We start from the raw sequence: 18296 nt of genomic DNA on the forward strand, positions 1-18296 counted from the left end.
CCTGTCAGTTCGAGTGTCCCAATTTTTATCGGGATGTATCGAGAACTTTATTATTTTTACACCATGCAAAACACCATCAATAATCTTCCAAAACTTGCCAAAGATAAACATAACGAAAGCAAAAAATTCTTTGAGAAGCTAAAAAATAAGCCGCCAAAGAATTTGGATTACGTCATGGAAGAATTGCACGAAGCTGAGTTTAAAAGGACAGATTGTTTGCAATGTGCCAATTGTTGCAAAACCACAGGGCCTTTATTTACTGATAAGGATATTGAGCGCATTGCCAAGTATTTTAAACTAAAACCACAGCAGTTTATCACTCAGTATTTACGCATTGATGAAGACAACGATTACGTGTTGCAAAGTGTCCCTTGTACGTTTTTGGGAGCGGATAATTATTGTTCTATCTATGACGTCCGACCAAAAGCTTGCCAAGAATTTCCGCATACCGACAGAAAAAAGTTTCAACAAATCTCAAATCTTACTCTAAAAAATGTGGCTATTTGCCCAGCAGCTTTTAATATTGTTGAGGAGATGAAACGACGTATTAAACTTTAGTTTTCAGTCTCAGTATTCTGTCACTTCGAGTGGATTTGCGAAGTATGACGGAGCAAATTTGTATCGAGAAGCTAACTTAACTACAATTTGATTTACTGACTTCGACTGCGCTCAGTCTGACAGAAAATCGAACTGACAAACGATTTTAATTTTCAGTCTCTGTCTCAGTTTCAGTCTTCTATCAGTTTTCATCAACAAAAACAGCTTCCAACTCTTTTCCAAATGAATCCATACTAATACCGGATTTGTTGGTTAAAACCGTGATAACCACATCTTCTTCAGGGAAAATCATTAAAATACTGGAAGCACCAACACCGCCACCAGTGTGAAAATATTTAGGGGTATTGTGTTCCGTTTTTCCTACCGAAAAACCAATGCCATAGCCCGTTAGGTTGCCATTTTTTAATCGTTGCGACGTTACCAGTTGTGCAAGTGATTCTTTGGAAATAAGCGTTGGCGAAATAAGTTCATGCCCAAACCTTACAATATCTTCTGAAGTTGATAAAAAACCACCACCGGCTATTTTATATTCGTTGGCAACTGGATTGGATAAAATACGCTTTGTTCTGTAAAAATTAGTGGTGTTGGGTGGGATAGCATTTGAGGCATCCATAGTGGTATTGTCCATTTTTAAAGGAATTAAAATGGAATCCCTTACCATCGCATAAAAGTCCTTATTCGTTGCTTTTTGCATCACTTCGCTTAGTAACACATAACCCAAAGAGTTATAATGAAAACTGGTGGAAGGTTCAAATAAAAGGGGATCGTTCTTAAAAATCTCCAACCCTTCGGTAATGGTCATTCGTTTATTTAATTTGAATTCATCATCAGTAGTATGCCTAATACCAGCCAAATGCCCGCCTAATTGTCTAGCTGTAAAGTCATATTCTTTTTTCGGATAATCAGGTAAATACTTGTAAATGCTGGTGTCTAAATCAATCATCTTATCTTCAGCCAATTTAGCAAGCATCACGGCCGTTATGGTTTTAGAAATACTAGCAATTCTAAACAAGGTCAAACTTGGGTTTATTGGGACTGTTGGTTTTCGTTTACCATACCCAAATCCTTCCGACCAAATAATCTCTCCGCCTTTGGAAACCGAAATCGCCATGCCGGGAACGTGTTGGCTTTTTAAAAATTTTTTAGCCTTTTTTCTGGCGATACTTACTTTTTGTTGCGTAGGATTATCAATATGTTGACTAAAGCCTAAAGAGGTTAATAGTAACATTAGAGAGGCAATAATTCGCTTCATTAATTATAAATTAAATATTTTTTACGTGTATTTTTAAAAGTTTCAAGTCCTTGTTGCCAAGTAGCTTTAATTTGTTCCTCAGTTAAACCTGCTTCAATTTGCTTTTGAAGTTTGGCCGTACCAGCATGTGTTGTGAAATTAGCAGTGTTAAAAACTTTCGATTTATCAGAGGCATTGTTATAGGCTTTTATGAGCCATTTTAAGCTGACTTCATTTGTTGTTTTATCATTTTTTAAATCTTCACCATAACAAAGTATACCTTTATGCTTTGGGTTTTTAGCACCAAAATTTTCGACTGGCGTATATGTGAATGTAAATACAGATTTATTCAAAAACGGCGCACCATACCTCTGGAATTGAAACTCGGTGCCACGACCTGCATTGATGGTGGTGCCTTCAAACAAACCAAGACTCGGGTATAATCTTATGGATTGATCGTTTGGAAGGTTTGGCGAAGGCCTAATCGGTAAACTGTATGACATGTTGTGGTTGTAATTTTTAACGGGAATCACGGTAATTTGGCATTGCACACCATTTTTTAACCATTTTTCACCATTAATCATTTTTGCATATTCACCAATAGTCATGCCATGTACTAACGGAATTGGGTGCATCCCTAAAAAACTTTGGTTTTCAATCTCTAAAGTGGGGCCATCAACATAACTGCCATTCGGATTGGGCCGGTCTAAAATAATCAAAGGGATATTCGCTTCGGCACAAGCTTCCATAACGTAATGCAGGGTAGAAATATAGGTGTAAAAACGAACGCCGACATCTTGCAAGTCAAAAACCATGATGTCTACATTGGATAAGTCTTCCGATTTTGGTTTTCTGTGTTCGCCATGAAGCGACACAATGGATAATCCTGTTTTGGCATCCTTACTATCATTAACAAGTTCGCCAGCATCTGCAGTTCCACGAAAACCATGTTCAGGAGAAAACACTTTAGAAATTTTAATGTTTAACGCCAACAACGAATCCACCAAATGCGTATAGTTCTTACCATTTGATTTAAATACCACACTCGTTGGATTTGCAACGATACCAATACGTTTTCCTTGAAGTAGAGATATGTATGTTTCGGTCTGGTTGGCACCGGTTATTATGGGTCTTGGATCTTGGGTCTTGGATCTTGGGTCTATAGTCTTTTGTCTATCGTCTCCCGTCTTCGTCGTGTTCCCACAAGAAATAAGTATTAAAACAATTCCGATAGTTATCGGGAAAACTGTATTTTTGAGAACATTAAACCACATATCTAAATTTGAATTACGAGTTTTTTATAGCTAAACGCATTATTGGCAATAAAGCGTATAAAAGTAGTATTTCGGCACCAATAATAAAAATTGGTATCGCAGCAATTGCAATTGGTATTGTGGTGATGATGGTGGCTATTGCCACAGGCATTGGTTTACAGCAAAAAATACGTGATAAAGTCGTGGCGTTTAACGGACATGTTACCATAACCAATTACGATAGCAATAATTCGCAAGAAAGTGTCTTTCCTATTTCTACAAAGCAAGATTTTTATCCAGAATTCAAGTCCGTTGAAGGGGTAAGGCATATTCAAGCCGTGGCAACCAAATTTGGTGTGATTCGTACTGAAACCGATTTTGAAGGTCTTGTGTTAAAAGGCGTGGGCGGCGATTATGATTGGAGCTATTTTAAAGATTTTTTAATTGAAGGCCGTGTACCAGATTATACCCAAAAGCGTAACGAAGACGTATTAATGTCACAATACATTGCTAACCGACTGGGTTTTAAGATGGGTGATACCTTCCAGATGTTTTTCAAGAAAGAAGATCCCGAGAAACTGCCAAACATTATTACGTATAAAATAGTTGGTATTTACAATTCTGGTTTTCAAGATTTTGATGCTACCTATGTTATTGGCGATATTCGTCATTTACAACGTATTAATAATTGGGAAGACGACCAAGTCGGGAATTTTGAAATATTTATAACCAATTACAACGACCTTGACAATAAAGGCATTGAAATTTTTAAAGCCATTCCCTCAACGCTTGATGCCAAAACCATCAGCGAAAGTTATTATTCCATTTTTGAATGGATTAAAATATTCGATAAAAACATTTACGGCATTATAGGTATCATGATTTTGGTGGCTGGCATTAACATGATCACCGCTTTGCTGGTGCTGATTTTAGAGCGCACGCAAATGATTGGTATTTTAAAAGCCCTGGGCAGTAACAATTGGAGCATCCGGAAGCTATTTTTATACAACGCATCATATTTAATCATGCTCGGTTTGTTTTGGGGGAATCTATTAGGCCTCGGCCTGCTGTTTGCTCAAAAATACTTTAAACTCTTTCCGCTAGATCCTAGCGTGTATTACGTCACCGAAGCCCCAGTATATATTAACTTTGCCTATATCTTAGGCTTAAATATTGGTACTTTAGTATTGTGTTTATTGATGCTTTTGGTGCCTTCTTATATTATTACTAAAATATCGCCAGTTAAGGCGATTAGGTTTGAATAATTTTTTTTCATATACTTTTTTATTGGCTTGTTTATCTCGTTTTTTCTTTTAAATTTGTAACCATTGTGTAAGGTTAAGCAATTTGGTTATGAATGAATATATGACGCTCTCAGAAACTGCTGAATACATCGGTAAAAGCAAAGAAACTTTGAGGCGATGGGATAAAGAGGGTAAATTAACCGCTGTTCGCGAGCCAATGAGTAATTATAGAGTTTATAGAAAATCGGATATTGATACCTTATTTGCTGATTTTCTGGATGACGACATTCAAGAAACCGTTTCTAATTATGTTGAGCCTCATAATGAATATACTGTTTTAGAGCTTTTTGCAGGGGCAGGAGGTTTAGCCGTAGGGATGGAAAAAGCAGGCTTAAAATGTGTTGCTTTAAATGAAATCGATAAATGGGCTTGCCAAACTTTAAGAAACAATCGTCCAAATTGGAATGTATTAGAAGGCGATATTAAATCGTTTAGTTTTAGTGAATATGAAAACAAAGTGGATGTTGTGACTGGCGGATTTCCTTGTCAAGCATTTAGTTATGCTGGAAAGAAATTGGGATTAGCGGATGCCAGAGGAACGTTGTTTTATGAATTTGCGAGGGTTGTGAAAGAAGTAAACCCTCCCATTTGCATTGGTGAAAATGTTCGAGGGTTATTGAGTCACGAAAACGGTAAAACGCTTCAAGGCATGATTTCTATTTTAGATGAAATAGGTTATAATGTTGTTCCGGTTCAAGTTCTAAAGGCTATTAATTTTAATGTTCCTCAAAAAAGAGAGCGATTGATTTTAGTGGGCATTAGAAAAGACATTGATTTGACATATGAATATCCGAAACCATATAAAAAGATTTACAATTTAAAAGACGCTCTAAAAAAGGGAGATTTATTTGATAGTGATGTTCCAAAATCAGAAGGCTCTAAATACCCAAAAAGCAAGATAGATGTTTTAAAATTAGTCCCCCAAAAAGGTTATTGGAGAGATTTGCCTTTAGATATTCAAAAAGAATTTATGGGAGGTAGTTTTCACCTTGGTGGTGGAAAAACAGGTATTGCTAGAAGAATCGGTTGGGATGAACCTTGCTTGACACTCACTTGCAGTCCAGCACAAAAGCAAACAGAAAGATGTCATCCCGAAGAAACACGACCGTTTACGGTTCGGGAATATGCAAGAATTCAAACGTTTCCAGATGATTGGAAATTTGAAGGTTCCATTGCACAACAATACAAACAAATAGGTAATGCCGTTCCCGTGAATTTGGGTAAAGAAGTTGGTTATTCTATAATTAAGTTTTTGAATAGTTATTACAACTTATCAAAATAGCCGAGAATAATAAACTACTTGTATTTTTGCTCAATTTCTATTGCTAATGTCTTAATTGTTTGCTCTACTACCTTGCTGGCGTCAACCTCTAGTGCAACTTCACCAATGGCATCAATTAATTCATAGTAAAAATCATCTTTCCCTGTGAGTCTGTGCCAAAAATCTTTTCCGATGATGACAGGATAAGTGTTTCCAATTCTTTTGTAATGCGAACTAAGTTCTGTTTCCTCTCCATATACAACGCAAACAATCATATCATCTATTCCAACATTCAGATTATTCGTTCTAGCTAGAGCGCGAACACCATTAAAATGATTGATTATAGTTGTAACATCATCATGGTTTATGGTATTCGGACCTGCTTTTAACTGGCAATATTTTTTTCTTCCATCAATAGCATCTATAAATTCAATATCAATTCCTTGTGTTGTAGAACCTAATCCCTGAAATAGAAAGCTTATTAGGCTTTGAATTTTCATGCCAAAGGATGTATTAATAGAAGAACCTAAAATTCTTGGAAGCACCAAAGCTCTGGCAATACTTTCTGAGTCGTCATTACCTGTTAAGAAGTTTGCTAGATATTTGAATAGAAATGGATTTACATTGTATTCAGACAATTTACTCGCTCGTTTGCAAGCCCCGTCTATATGACTTTGAACGATTTCATTTCTAAAAAATGTTTTTGCGTTTTCAATTATTTGCTTTCTCTGATTATTATCCATTTCTTTTTATTTGCCCGTAAAAATTAGTATTTTTTTGTCTAATGTTGTTTTTCAGATAATACCTAATGAGGCTTTATTAATGTTTAATATTATACATTAAACGAATATAATTGAAATTTTTTACAATCAAATAAAACAGTTCTTTTTTCAAAAACCTCATTTACATTTATAAATCTTTTTCAATAGTCTATACAAATCACATAGCACAAAGTTTTTAATTCTTCCGGTAAGGTATAAAGCAATCTCCGTCTTTGCGAGGTACGAAGCAATCTATTTATCGTTTAGTTAAGTTAGAACAAATAATCATGAGATTACGTCGTCGTGCCTTCTCGTAATGACGTGTATAATTCAATAAGAAGAAATACCGACGACATGCACAAAACAACACGTTTCTTCGACAATCCTTCGAGGATGGTTCGTCGTTTGTTCGTAAAATAGGGGGTTTGGACGAAGGATTCCCGAAGGATTGTCGAACAAGTCTCGAACAAAACCTAGTTATTTATTATATAAAACACACTTAATTTTGTAAGTGAATATTTATTATATTCGTGAATATTTAATTTGGATATAGGCGATTGTATGTATTCAATTATTGGCCGTAATTAAAAAATAAAAAATGAATGCATCAAGTGAATATACCTTCCCAATTTTTATAAGTTCAACGGATTACAATTTAAAAGACCTTCGAGCAGAACTAGCTAGGTTTTTAGAAGAATCTGGTTATAAGCCTGTTTTAAGTTCAGCAGAAGGTTTCCCTGATAGCTCACCTAAATTTGAACCTTGGGAATCTTGCTTGCCTGCGTTAGAACATTCTTTTGTAATGTCTTTAATTATCGATGGAAGATATGGTGAGCCACTTGATTGGCCCAATTTTAAAGAGATTTTTGAAAATAGAAAATTATCTCCTACTCATGCTGAATACATTTTTGCACATAAAGCAAAAAAAAGAATGTTAGTCTTTATAAGAAAGGAACTTATGGCTTATTATCAATCTTATAGAACTGTATTAAACAATGAAAAAATCAAAGAAAAGGATAGTGCTAAACTTCGAGAAAGAATAAAAAGTGTTTTAACTCCAACATTACCTAAAAATATTGATTTTGAAGCTCTAGAATTTGTAGCAGAAGTTAAAACAAAGAAACCAATTCCATGGATTATGGAATTTGAAGATGTTACAGACGTAAAGACTAAAATGCAGAAAAAAATGTTAAATGAACTTGCAGAAGTTTTTCTTATAAAGAGCATGCGATTCGAAACTGTTATTGATGCATTAAATAAAATATTAGACGGTTTAAGCGAAGAAGAACAGCAAAAGGCTTTAAAGAAAATCAATGTAACCAAAGATTTCCCGGAAATAAATAAAAAAATTGAAGAACTTGAAGATAAATTAAAAGAATCAAATGAAAAATTAAGTAAAACTCAAGCATCCAAGAAGAGAGAACGTTCAAAATTAGAAAATGAAGTTAAAAACTTGAATGAAGAAATTAATGATTTAAAAAGAAAATCAATGAATTATGGTTCAAGTAACTTTTTTATCGAAGATGGTAAAATTAGACTAGATGATTTTGGCAATTTTGGCTCATCACTAAATTTGGGAACTACTGGGTCTATTAACATTGGAACTACTAGCGAATTATTCTCATCAAGTTATAACGACAAATGTGATGAATGTGGAAAACATGAGTATGATCATAGTATAATTAGTTTAATTCCCTATAATCAATTGAGGACTTGTCCTTCATGTAATAAGCATTTATGCTCTTCTTGTTGGCCTAAAATTGAAAATAGTTTAATTTCGGGAATTGTAATAGGAGAACAATGTCCAAAATGTACAAAAGAAGTTAAATGACTACAGCCAACAAGAACGGAAGTAATAAATAATCACTCAATTTTATATTCGATCAAACAACCCTCTACCTCCTAGAAAAAATATGGTGCTGTGTTGCCGTAAAATAATCCCTAAAAATATTATTTAATGGATGCGACTGACTACATGCTTTTATACCCAATAGCGGGTATATTTTTAAAATAGCTTGAGACATGTTTTTTACCGAAGCAGAGGCGGTTTTATGAATGGTTTGAATATAGGCTTCTGGAATTGTTGTGTCGCTGGTGGTAAGCTGTTCAATACGTTCTGCAAATTTATAAAGCCGTTTATTGGTTTTAGATAGGATTAAATAAAACGGTTCTAATGATTTCGCCTCTAAAATTTTAGCGGCTTCATATAAAAAATGCTCTGCCATGCCTAAATAATTTACCCAAAGGGTTAAGTCTGCAAACACCATAAACGGTATTTTAAAAATGGGTTGTGGCAAATAAAACCGATTGTAAACAAACGCCTGTTTTGAAGACACCACTACCGCATAAACCTTAAACGAATGCGTAGCCGTCGCTTTTAAACCCATTGTGTCCCAGTCTTCAATAATGCTAACGTCTTTTTTGGGAATGACAAACGAATATACCAACGGGGTGCCATCAGCATGCAACACAGGGTTGCCATCAGCCATGATCTTCGCATTCAATGTAAAATGGCTGAGGTAAGGCGCACCCGTAGCGTAATGCCACTCCCCGGAAATAATATAATGATCACCTTGTTGTTCGGCAATGCCAAAAACACCACCACTGCCACCAAAGCATACCGTTTCCTTGGTGTTTAAGAAAATATGGTTGGCCGTTTCGGGTTGTAAATTACCAATAAAATAGTTCGCGCCACTGCAAAGGGTGACTGTCCAACCCAAGCTGCCGTCCGTTTTAGCAAGTGCTTGCAGTGTTTTTAAACCTTTGGTAAGTGATGATTCCAAACCGTTATAGGCTTTAGGAACCCATAAATTCCATAGGTTTCTATCGGCAATCCATTGCAAGGTTTCGGTTGAGAATTCGGAGGCTTCCAAGAGGTTTAAGCTAAATGGTGGTGTATGTATGTCTTGATTCATGTAATATAATTTGTCGCCATTTAAAATATCCCGAGATGGCTACTGCAAATAAGAATACCGTTAAACCGGCGTAGATATAAAGTTCTTTATAAACTAATAATGGGATGGAAATGATGTTGCTGATGTTTAAATAGATCCAATTTTCCATCTTGCGTCGTGCCATAAGCCACATACCAGCCCAAGCAAAAGCGGTGGTGGTGGCATCCCAATAAGGCACATCGGAATTCGTGTGTTGCGATAACCAATACACCATAATAATAAAACAGCTAATAACAATGCCTATGGCTTTTAAGTGTTCTTGAAAACTGGCATAACTAATAGGAACTTCCTTTTTTTGCTTGCCAAACTTCCAATAAAACCATCCGTAAATGCTCATGGTTAAGTAGTAGAGGTGGAGTAGGATATCGGCATACAGTTTGGAGTCGTAAAGCACCCACATCCCAATAAGAATGGCAATAATACCAAATAGATAGTTATGGATATTATTTTTTCGAGCCAGAAGGACTTGTGTGATGCCAAAGCCCGTACCCAGCCATTGTAAGATGATAATTGGTGAAAATAAATCGGCCATCATTGTCTTTATTTTTAAACGAATGTAATGGGGAGATGAGCCGTAAATGGAGATAGACAAACGCTATTCCATAAAATCCCTACGCTGGCATTACCCAGATCAGGTACCGAGTTGAAAAACTCTTGGGTATCATCTCAGCCTGTTTAAAAAACAAGCACCCCTTATTGTTGCAAAGTTAAAACTATAGATGGTATAATAAAAATGAAACTTCTTTTATTAACACTAAACAATTAATCTATTGTACATTTTCCAATGAGAACTTTGGTAAATGAGCTTCTCGATAAAATTTTCTTATGTTTCGAAAATCACTCGAAGTGATATCCAGGTTGTTAATTGTGTTTTTAGTTAGCCTGTCAGTTCGAGTGCAATAGCGAGGCATGAGCTATTGTGTATCGAGAACATTTGGTATATGGCTCCTCGATACATTTTTTGTTCCACTTTGCTAAACAAAAAAAACTCGAAGTGACAATACGATTAAATTTCAAAAAGCGCCATTTTCATTAGGCGAGTCTTTGTCGATGACTTGTCCTAAATCCCAAAGCTCAACGATTTTGTCATTTTCAAATCTAAAAATATGAACAACCGTTATATCCATGGCTTCTTTACCAACATGCGAATGTGTTATCACCGTATCGCCATCTTGGTAACAATTTTTTATATCTATAAATGTATTTGGTTCAGTTTCATGGGCATCTTCCATAGCCGCCTTTAACGATGCCCTGTCGCCTTTAAAATACTGGTTATGGTGTATGAAATCGATCGCTACAAATTGGTCATAGGCTTCCTGAACCTTTCCAGAACCTGCTAATTTTAAAAACGATGTGGCTATTTCTTTTTTAGTCATGGTATTTAGTTTAGACGGGTTACAGAACTAAATATAAATGTATTTTTAAAATTTCTTCTATTTTAAATGCTATTTTTAGCACAAACCCACGCTTTCATGCTAACAGAATAATTGTATTTTTGCGCCATGCAAAACACGCTTCAAGATTTTATACCCATAAAAGCCATAAACCCTGTTTTAGAACTTTTAAAGCATGAAAATTTAACGGTTACCGTTAAGAATGAGCGTAAAACACGTCATGGGGATTATAGGCGGTTGCCGAACGGAAAACACCAAATCACGGTGAATTCCAATTTAAATCATTACCGATTTTTAATCACCCTTATTCACGAAATTGCCCATTTTGAAGCTTATAAAACCTACGGAAAATTTATAAAACCTCATGGGGTAGACTGGAAGCGCACCTTCCAACATTTAATGTTGCCATTTTTAAATCCAGATATTTTTCCGTCAGCGTTATTACCCTTATTGGCAAAACATTTTAAAAACCCAAAAGCGACAAGTGATACCGATGCTAAATTGGCATTGGCATTAAAACAGTACGACCAACCTAATAATAAAACCTATATTTTTGATGTACCGTTTGGAACCTTCTTCAAACTATACAATGGTAAGATTTTTAAAATGGGACCATTGCGGGTAAAACGTTACGAGTGTTTGGAGATTAAAACAGGAAAGTTGTATCTTTTCAATCCGAATGCGGAAGTAGAACTAGTGACTTTATAAATTAGAAATCAAATAAAATACATTAACACATTCTTAATTATTAGGGATGAGAATACATTCAAAATGAACAAAAATTATTATGCTATATTAATGGCAGGTGGAGTAGGATCTAGATTTTGGCCTGTAAGTACAGAAAACTTTCCAAAGCAGTTTCATGATATGTTAGGGACTGGCGATACGCTTATTCAAAAAACATTTCATCGGTTGGCGCATTTAATTCCGAAAGAAAACATATTCATTTTAACCAATGAAAAGTACAACAATTTGGTATTGGAGCAACTTCCTGAAGTTACCCAGCGCCAAGTGGTTTTAGAACCTGCCATGAGAAATACGGCACCTTGTATTTTGTATGCCTCATTAAAAATTCAAAAAGAAAATCCAGATGCAGTGATGATTGTGGCACCAAGCGACCATTGGATTGAAGACGAAATAACGTTTTCAAAAAATGTACAACAAGCTTTCGATTTTTGTTCAAAAAATGATGCGCTTGTGACGCTTGGTATTCAGCCAACGTTTCCAAACACAGGTTTTGGGTATATTGAGTTTGATAAAAACACGTCTGATACCATAAAATCCGTGAATCAGTTTAGAGAAAAACCAGATTATGCAACCGCTAAATCATTTATTGCGCAAGGGAATTTTCTTTGGAATGCTGGTATTTTTATGTGGAGTGTTACAAGTGTGGTGGAAGCTTTTAAAATAAAACAACCGAGTTTGTACGGTCTTTTTGAAAACGGTATGCATGCCTATAACACCGATGGTGAGGACGAATTTATTCTACGGAATTATCCCAATGCTGAAAATATTTCGGTAGATTATGCCATTATGGAAAAATCAACCAACGTGTATGTGATTGGAGCTGAATTTGATTGGAACGATTTAGGAACTTGGGGAAGTTTATATGATAAGTTGGATAAAGACACTGCTGGAAATGCTGTGGTAAATGCCAGAACATTAGCAGAAGATGCCTCTGGAAATATGATTCGAGCCAAAAAGGATAAGATTGTGGTTGTTGATGGCTTAAACGATTATATCATTGTAGATAAAGAAGATGTATTGCTTATTTATCCGAAATCTAAAGAACAGGATATTAAAAAAGTGCTACAAAAAGTAAAGGATGTTTTTGGAGCAGAGCATGGATAAAAATTGAATTTATTCCAACGTTCATGTAAGGAGGTTAAAAAAAATTAAATGGAAGATAACAAACCCAATATTTCTGACGAAGAAGTCATTAAGCAGGCATCAGTTGAGCAATCTAAAAGAAATGTAAAAAAAGAAGCTCAGGGGTTATTTTTAAGTATCAATAATTTTCTTAGAGAATTATTGGATTTTAGAGAGGATACAGATATAGATGCCACGATACAAGCCATAAAAAATGACATTCCTTTTAAAGGTGCCACGGCTTGGATTTTAATATGTTCCATATTTGTGGCTTCCATTGGTTTAAATGCGAACTCTACCGCCGTTGTTATTGGTGCTATGTTAATATCGCCACTAATGGGACCCATTTTGGGAGTTGGATTATCTATAGCCATTAATGATATCGACACTTTAAAACGATCGCTCATCAATCTAGGGATTATGATAGGTCTTAGTTTGTTAACAGCATTTTTATTTTTTTATTTTTTTCCATTAAGTGAAGATACATCAGAACTTTTAGGGCGTGTGAAACCAGATATTCGCGATGTGCTTATTGCATTTTTTGGTGGTTCGGCTCTCATTATTGCTAAAACTAAAAGAGGAACAATTGCGTCTGCTATTTTTGGAGTAGCTATAGCCACTGCTTTGATGCCCCCTTTATGCACGGCAGGCTATGGTTTAGCTAAAGGTAATTGGCAATATTTTGGTGGTGCCATGTATTTGTTTGCGATTAATACCATTTTTATTGGTCTTGCGACTTTCATCATTTTAAAAGTATTACGCTTTCCAATGCTTAAGTATGTTAATTCTGCAAAGCGGAAACGAATTGCGAGAATGGCTTCATTATTGGCTATTGTAGTTATGATTCCTGCTATTTGGACGTTTATAAGTGTATTGCAGGAGAGCAACTTCATGAAAGACGCAAAAGCGTTTGTAAATAATGAATTAACGGGATTGCCTCATTCTGAATATATTAAAAAAAATGCTATTTATGATTATACAGATAGTAAAACAACGATAGAGCTAAATACTTTTGGTCTTGATGATATTCCAGATACTGCTATAGAACTTCTAAAAGAAAGAATGAGTGATTACCGTGCCTTGAAAAATACCCAATTGGTGTTTAATCAACACAGATCTAGAAATTTCGATAATTTTAAATATATGGAAGAGTTGCGGTCAAGAGATTCATTGGATTTATTATCCCAAACCCAAAAAATCACATTTCTTGAAGCGAAGTTAAAGCAGTTGTCAAAGTATGAGCGTAACCAAATCCCTTTTGATGATATTGCAAAAGAAGTGAAAATTAATTACACCAATATAGAACAGTTTTCCTATGCTATAGAAATAAAAACCAATTTCAAAAAAACGGATACCATTCCTGTTTTTGAGGTAAAATGGAATAAATCTTTAGAGAAAGAAGCCGCTATTTTGAATGAAAAGCAGAAATTGGAAAAATGGCTAAAACAACGTTTGTCTTTAGATACGATGGTGGTTAAGCGCCTATATTAATCACTGTTTTTCTTCAATATACATTTGGCGTACTTTTTTCATCAATTCCGAAGAATATACAAAATCGGTAACCACTTCGTTATCGGTTTTAAATATGGTCTCTTTAGAGCCTTCCCAAGCTTTTAGTCCATCTTTTAAAAAGACGATTTTTTCACCGATTTCCATAACCGAATTCATGTCGTGGGAATTAATAACAGTTGTAATATCGTATTCATCTGTAATTTCCTTAATCAGATTATCAATGATGATAGCTGTTTTTGGATCAAGACCCGAGTTCGGTTCATCACAAAATAAATATTTAGGATTGTTTACAATAGCGCGCGCAATGGCAACACGTTTTTGCATGCCACCTGAAGCCTCACTGGGCATTTTATGATGGGCATCAATCAAGTTGACACGTTTTAAAACAAAATCCACCCTATCTTCCATTTCACTTTTGTTTTGCTTGGTAAACATTTTTAAAGGAAACATGACATTTTGGGCAATGGTCAAAGAATCAAATAGGGCACTACCTTGAAATACCATGCCAATTTCACCTCTTAAATCACGTTTTTGGTCTTCCGTTAATTCAGAAAATATTTTGCCGTCATAAGAAATACATCCCTGTTCATAAGAAAAAAGACCTAATAAGCATTTTATAAAAACCGTTTTACCCGAGCCACTTTGCCCAATAATAAGATTGGTTTTTCCTTTTTCAAAAGTGGTGCTAATGCCTTTTAAAACTTCTACGCCACCAAATGATTTATGTAAATCTTTAACCTCTATCATTAGCTCAACAACATTTGGGTTAGTAAATAATTTAAAAGAATAATAACAACACTGGTCCAAACAAACGATGTGGTACTGGCCTTACCAACTTCAAGGGCGCCGCCTTTCATATAAAAACCATGAAAGGATGGAATAGTTGCTAAAATAAAAGCAAAAACAGCGGTTTTAATAAAGGCATAGGTAACGTGAAAAGGATTAAAATCTAACTGGATGCCTGCAATATAGTCTTCAGCAGTACTAAAGCCACCATAAACACTGGCAACCATACCACCTAAAATTCCTAAAAACATAGCGATGGAAATCACAAAAGGGTATAGCAGTAAGGAAATGAATTTTGGAAATACGAGGTAGTTCAAAGAATTGATGCCCATGACTTCAAGAGCATCAATTTGCTCTGTAACGCGCATAGTACCAATACTAGAGGTGATGAACGAGCCTACTTTTCCCGCCATGATTATGGATATGAATGTTGGTCCAAATTCTAGAACTATGGATTGCCGTGTCGCAAATCCAACGAGGTTTTTAGGAATTAAAGGATTGCTAATATTTAATGCTGTTTGAATGGCAACCACACCGCCAACAAAAAAGGATATAAAGGCAACAATGCCTAAAGAGCCAATGATTAAATCATCTATATCTTTTAAAATCAATTGTTTCATAACGCCCCATTTGGTGGGTTTTCGAAACATTTCGGCAATCATTAAAAAATAAGCGCCAATATTGTGTAGGTATAACATATCAAAATTTAATAGTGCTAAAGTAAAAAAAAGTTAGAGGTATTTAACCTTAATTTTAAATTAAGATATTTTTAAAACTGTATTTTTGACAATCGAATAATAAGTAGATATGAAATCGCCACTAACACCAAGTTTTTGCAAAAAAACACCAATGAAGATAAGGCGATAGCATATGACCTAAAAAAACAATAAATATTGCCATATGAAAAACATTTTATACCTGATAGTTGTTTTTGTTGTGAGCCTGTCTTGCAAAGCTCAAAATAACGCTTCTAAAGTCGTAGAAACGACTACATCAAATCCGAAATTGGTGGTTGGTATTGTTGTGGACCAAATGCGTTATGATTATTTAACTCGTTTTTACAGTAAATATGGTGAGGGTGGTTTTAAACGTATGATAGGTGACGGATTCAACTGTAAAAATAACCATTTTAATTACGTGCCAACCTATACCGGTCCTGGTCATGCATCGGTTTATACTGGCACAACACCAAAATATCACGGTATTATAGGAAATGATTGGTATGATAAAGAACAGAGAAAATCTGTGTATTGTGCGGGGGATGACACGGTAGAATCAATTGGTACGACTGATAAAGCAGGGAAAATGTCCCCTCATAGAATGAAAACCACCTCTTTTACAGATGAAAACAGACTGTTTACTCAAATGCGTGGAAAAACTATTGGTATAGCTTTAAAAGATAGAGGATCTATTTTACCTGCAGGTCATACCGCAAACGCAGCGTATTGGTTTCATGGAAAAGATGAAGGGAACTGGATTACAAGTACATTTTATATGAATGAGTTACCAAAATGGGTTGCGGATTTTAATGATAAGAAATCGGTTGCAACTTATTTTAAAGAATGGAACACCTTATATGATATTAATACCTATACCGAAAGCGGTAGCGATTTGAACAACTTTGAAGAAGGTTATAAAGGAAAGGAAACTGCTACCTTTCCGTATGATCTGGAATCTTTAAGGGCAAATAATGGCAATTTCGAAATTATCAAATTATCGCCTTATGGGAATGACATCACAACCGATTTTGCTCTTGCAGCCATGGAAGGTGAGCAATTGGGGAAAGATAATTTCACAGATGTTTTGACTATAAGTTACTCCACGCCAGATTATATAGGACATAATTTTGGGGTGAACTCAAAGGAGATACAAGATACTTACATCCGTTTAGATAAAGATTTAGAGCGTTTGTTCAATTATTTAGATACGAATGTTGGTAAAAATGAATACACAGTATTTCTAACCGCAGACCATGCGGCTGTTGAGGTTCCAGCTTATTTGCAGAGCAATAGAATTCCTGCGGGCTATTTTGATAATAGTGGGTTTAGGAAGAAAATCAGCCAATTTTTGGTCTCTAAATTTGGTGCTTCAGATTTGATAGAAAACATTTCTAACAATCAGATATTTTTGAATAGAATTAAACTTTTAGAAATGAATTTAATACTAGAAGATGTGCAACAAGTTATTGTTAATGAAATTATAACTTACAAGCATATTGATAAAGCATATACGGGCTCAAGTTTAACGAACTCTGTATTTTCAAGTGGTATTGAATCGTTATTGCAAATGGGTTATAATCAAAAAAGATCAGGGGATGTTGTTTTTGTTTTAGATCCTTCCGTCATTTCTTATAGCGAAAAAGGATCTACACATGGTTCCTCTTTTAATTACGACACCCACGTACCGCTTTTGTTTTTTGGTAAAGGCATTAAGCATGGTGAGACACTTCAAAAAACGGAGATAACCGATATTGCTCCAACCATGTCAGCACTTTTAGGAATAAGCTTCCCAAATGCGTCAACAGGTAAACCCTTAGAATTTGTTTTAGAATAAATTGAGCAAGAAGACATTATATTCCTTAATTGCTATTGCCCTTGTTTTAAGCATATATAGTTACGAACATTTTTTAAATGATGAAGAGAAAGCCGTATTGGTTGATTCTGGCAAAAAACCTAAAAGTGATACTAACGAATATTTCCTTCCAACAAGTACAACAGGACAAATAATTCATCATCAAGGCTACTCTTTGTCATATAGTGAACCACACGAGCAAGCCGAATGGGTAGCATACGAATTAAAGAAAGAACATCTTTCCAATACTAATTTTAAGCGTCCTTATTTTGAAATTGATAAAGCTGTAAAAACTGGTGCAGCCGATTGGAGAAATTATAAAAATTCGGGTTATGACCGCGGACATTTATGTCCCGCAGGCGATAGGAATTACAATCAGTCTGCCCATGATGAAACCTTTTTAACCAGTAATATTAGTCCGCAACGAAATGATTTTAATTCTGGAATTTGGAATCGGTTAGAGCAAAAAGTACGGTATTGGGCAAGTAAATATGATGGTGTTTTTGTAGTTACAGGCGGTGTTTTAAAAGGACAAATGAAAACGATTGGTGATGAACAAGTTGCCGTGCCGAAACAGTTTTATAAGGTGTTGATTGATACTAATACAGGAGAAACCAAAATGATTGGTTTTTTAGTGCCCCATGAAGCATCCAACAAACCATTATATGAATTTGTGGTTTCGGTCGATTCTATTGAAGCATTAACAGGCATTGATTTTTTTCCAGAATTGGAAGATAGTTTGGAAAATAAATTGGAAGCGTCTAGTAATTATAAAGATTGGAGTTTTAATTAGGGTTCTCTAGGTTCTAGGTTCTAGGTTTTGGGTTCAAGGTTATGGATTG

The 18296-nt window shown here is 35.2% G+C and carries 17 protein-coding genes and 1 riboswitch; of the genes, 9 read left to right on the top strand and 8 right to left on the bottom strand.

From position 1 onward, the window contains the following. Positions 1-63 precede the first annotated feature (63 nt). Positions 64-558 (top strand): YkgJ family cysteine cluster protein, encoded by a 495-nt coding sequence (locus tag CDH49_RS14520; protein ID WP_100616261.1) that lies wholly within the window; start codon positions 64-66, stop codon positions 556-558. A gap of 181 nt (positions 559-739) precedes the next feature. On the opposite strand, the gene CDH49_RS14525 is transcribed toward CDH49_RS14520, so the two are convergent. Together CDH49_RS14525 and CDH49_RS14530 are read right to left on the bottom strand one after the other, a co-directional pair. After that, entirely contained in the window at positions 740-1810 is a 1071-nt protein-coding gene (locus CDH49_RS14525) for a serine hydrolase domain-containing protein (RefSeq protein WP_100616262.1), read from the bottom strand. Continuing rightward, on the bottom strand, positions 1810-3063 hold the full coding sequence (locus CDH49_RS14530) for an exo-beta-N-acetylmuramidase NamZ family protein (RefSeq protein WP_100616263.1): 1254 nt from the start codon (positions 3061-3063) through the stop codon (positions 1810-1812). Before CDH49_RS14530 ends, CDH49_RS14525 begins: the two co-directional genes overlap by 1 nt. Positions 3064-3071: 8 nt before the next feature. Between CDH49_RS14530 and CDH49_RS14535 the strand changes: the two genes are divergently transcribed. After that, complete coding sequence (locus CDH49_RS14535; RefSeq protein ID WP_100616264.1) at positions 3072-4307, top strand: ABC transporter permease; 1236 nt, start codon at positions 3072-3074, stop codon at positions 4305-4307. Positions 4308-4395: 88 nt separating this feature from the next. Further along, a complete protein-coding gene (dcm, locus tag CDH49_RS14540; protein ID WP_100616265.1) occupies positions 4396-5628 on the top strand; it encodes a DNA (cytosine-5-)-methyltransferase in 1233 nt (410 codons plus the stop codon). A gap of 14 nt (positions 5629-5642) precedes the next feature. Here the strand turns inward: dcm and CDH49_RS14545 are convergent, their stop codons facing one another. Then, the gene (locus tag CDH49_RS14545) at positions 5643-6350 is read right to left on the bottom strand and encodes a PmeII family type II restriction endonuclease (RefSeq protein ID WP_100616266.1); all 708 of its coding nucleotides are present in this window, start codon (positions 6348-6350) and stop codon (positions 5643-5645) included. Positions 6351-6966: 616 nt separating this feature from the next. On the opposite strand from CDH49_RS14545, the gene CDH49_RS14550 reads away from it, so the two are divergent. Then, the gene (locus CDH49_RS14550; protein ID WP_100616267.1) at positions 6967-8199 is read left to right on the top strand and encodes a DUF4062 domain-containing protein; all 1233 of its coding nucleotides are present in this window, start codon (positions 6967-6969) and stop codon (positions 8197-8199) included. A 64-nt stretch (positions 8200-8263) separates the two neighbouring features. Here CDH49_RS14550 and CDH49_RS14555 read toward each other — a convergent pair whose 3' ends face one another. The 3 genes from CDH49_RS14555 to CDH49_RS14565 form a co-directional block, all read right to left on the bottom strand. Further along, positions 8264-9283: an acyl-CoA dehydrogenase family protein gene (locus tag CDH49_RS14555; protein ID WP_100616268.1), complete on the bottom strand. Its 1020-nt coding sequence runs from the start codon at positions 9281-9283 to the stop codon at positions 8264-8266. After that, a complete protein-coding gene (gene pnuC, locus CDH49_RS14560) occupies positions 9252-9857 on the bottom strand; it encodes a nicotinamide riboside transporter PnuC (protein ID WP_100616269.1) in 606 nt (201 codons plus the stop codon). Before pnuC ends, CDH49_RS14555 begins: the two co-directional genes overlap by 32 nt. A gap of 56 nt (positions 9858-9913) precedes the next feature. Further along, positions 9914-10026, bottom strand: a riboswitch (TPP riboswitch). A 309-nt stretch (positions 10027-10335) separates the two neighbouring features. Beyond that, on the bottom strand, positions 10336-10698 hold the full coding sequence (locus tag CDH49_RS14565; RefSeq protein WP_100616270.1) for a nuclear transport factor 2 family protein: 363 nt from the start codon (positions 10696-10698) through the stop codon (positions 10336-10338). 126 nt (positions 10699-10824) lie between these two features. Here CDH49_RS14565 and CDH49_RS14570 point away from each other — a divergent pair, with 126 nt between their 5' ends. From CDH49_RS14570 to CDH49_RS14580, 3 genes are all read left to right on the top strand, one after another. Beyond that, on the top strand, positions 10825-11424 hold the full coding sequence (locus tag CDH49_RS14570; protein WP_100616271.1) for a SprT-like domain-containing protein: 600 nt from the start codon (positions 10825-10827) through the stop codon (positions 11422-11424). Between the two features lie 63 nt (positions 11425-11487). Further along, on the top strand, positions 11488-12567 hold the full coding sequence (locus CDH49_RS14575; protein WP_100616272.1) for a mannose-1-phosphate guanylyltransferase: 1080 nt from the start codon (positions 11488-11490) through the stop codon (positions 12565-12567). A 48-nt stretch (positions 12568-12615) separates the two neighbouring features. Then, positions 12616-14076 (top strand): DUF389 domain-containing protein, encoded by a 1461-nt coding sequence (locus CDH49_RS14580; RefSeq protein WP_100616273.1) that lies wholly within the window; start codon positions 12616-12618, stop codon positions 14074-14076. Here CDH49_RS14580 and CDH49_RS14585 read toward each other — a convergent pair whose 3' ends face one another. Beyond that, entirely contained in the window at positions 14077-14844 is a 768-nt protein-coding gene (locus tag CDH49_RS14585) for an ABC transporter ATP-binding protein (RefSeq protein WP_100616274.1), read from the bottom strand. Continuing rightward, positions 14844-15581, bottom strand: a complete 738-nt coding sequence (locus CDH49_RS14590; RefSeq protein ID WP_100616275.1) for an MlaE family ABC transporter permease — start codon at positions 15579-15581, stop codon at positions 14844-14846. Before CDH49_RS14590 ends, CDH49_RS14585 begins: the two co-directional genes overlap by 1 nt. Positions 15582-15783: 202 nt before the next feature. Between CDH49_RS14590 and pafA the strand changes: the two genes are divergently transcribed. Then, positions 15784-17436 (top strand): alkaline phosphatase PafA, encoded by a 1653-nt coding sequence (gene pafA / locus CDH49_RS14595; RefSeq protein WP_100616276.1) that lies wholly within the window; start codon positions 15784-15786, stop codon positions 17434-17436. A gap of 1 nt (position 17437) precedes the next feature. Further along, complete coding sequence (locus CDH49_RS14600; RefSeq protein ID WP_100616277.1) at positions 17438-18247, top strand: DNA/RNA non-specific endonuclease; 810 nt, start codon at positions 17438-17440, stop codon at positions 18245-18247. Positions 18248-18296 lie beyond the last annotated feature (49 nt).

The sequence above is a fragment of the Confluentibacter citreus genome, from assembly GCF_002807055.1.
In the GTDB taxonomy this organism is placed as follows: Bacteria; Bacteroidota; Bacteroidia; order Flavobacteriales; family Flavobacteriaceae; genus Confluentibacter; species Confluentibacter citreus.